An 817-nucleotide genomic window follows, 5' to 3' on the forward strand; every position below is an offset into this window, starting at 1 on the left:
GCAGATATGGATATTTCCGATGCTCCGGATGGGGCACGGTCGTGCGCGGCTTCTGGTAGATCGCCCGCAGGCCCATGATCGCCATGAGCCGCCGGACCCGCTTGCGGCCCACTTCATGTCCCAGGCGACGCAGATGCCACGTCATCTGCCGTGAGCCATAATACGGCGTTTCCAGGAACTGGGCGTCGATCAGCCGCATCAGCTCCAGATTGGCCTCGCTCTGTGGCACAGGCCGATAGTAGACGCCCGACCGGTTGAGTTGCAGCAGCGTGCATTGCCGGATGATCGGCAAACGCGCTCGCTTCGGGTCGATCATCTGCCGCCTCTGATCACGCCCAACCGAGCAGAGGCATCGCGTAAAAAATCCCGTTCCACGAGAAGTTCGCCTATCTTCGCGTGCAGTTTCTCCACATCAGCTGGGCTGACCGGGGGCTCAGCCACCGTCTTCCCGGAAAAGGTCGCCGCCATCCCCTCGATCGCCTGCCGTTTCCACTGGGCGATCATCGTCTGATGCACCCCATGTTTCGAAGCCAGTTCCGCCAGCGTCAGTTCCCCACGGATCGCCTCCAACGCAACCCGTGACTTGAACTCTGCCGCATACCGTTTCCGCGTAACCTTGCCCATAAAACCCGTCCTCGTTCAGGCCAGATGATAGCTTATCGCCCTGTCCGAAAAATGGGGACCACTTCTTAGCGCGAAATGATCCTTCTCATCTTCCGGACAAGAAGCCCCAGATTGAGCTGGGTCGTCGCGATTTAAGGTGTCATTAAACTCACCCGCCCAAGTCTCAATTTGCCTGCTTAGTTCGCTACGCGGT

Annotated in this window: 1 pseudogene; it reads right to left on the minus strand. The window is 59.0% G+C overall.

Annotation, left to right across the window (positions count from 1 at the left end):
* Window positions 1-624: pseudogene (locus ACBR42_RS17170) on the minus strand (IS3 family transposase); the annotation flags it as partial.
* Window positions 625-817 lie beyond the last annotated feature (193 nt).

This window comes from Komagataeibacter sp. SM21 (genome assembly GCF_041402665.1).
Taxonomy (GTDB): Bacteria; Pseudomonadota; Alphaproteobacteria; order Acetobacterales; family Acetobacteraceae; genus Komagataeibacter; species Komagataeibacter saccharivorans.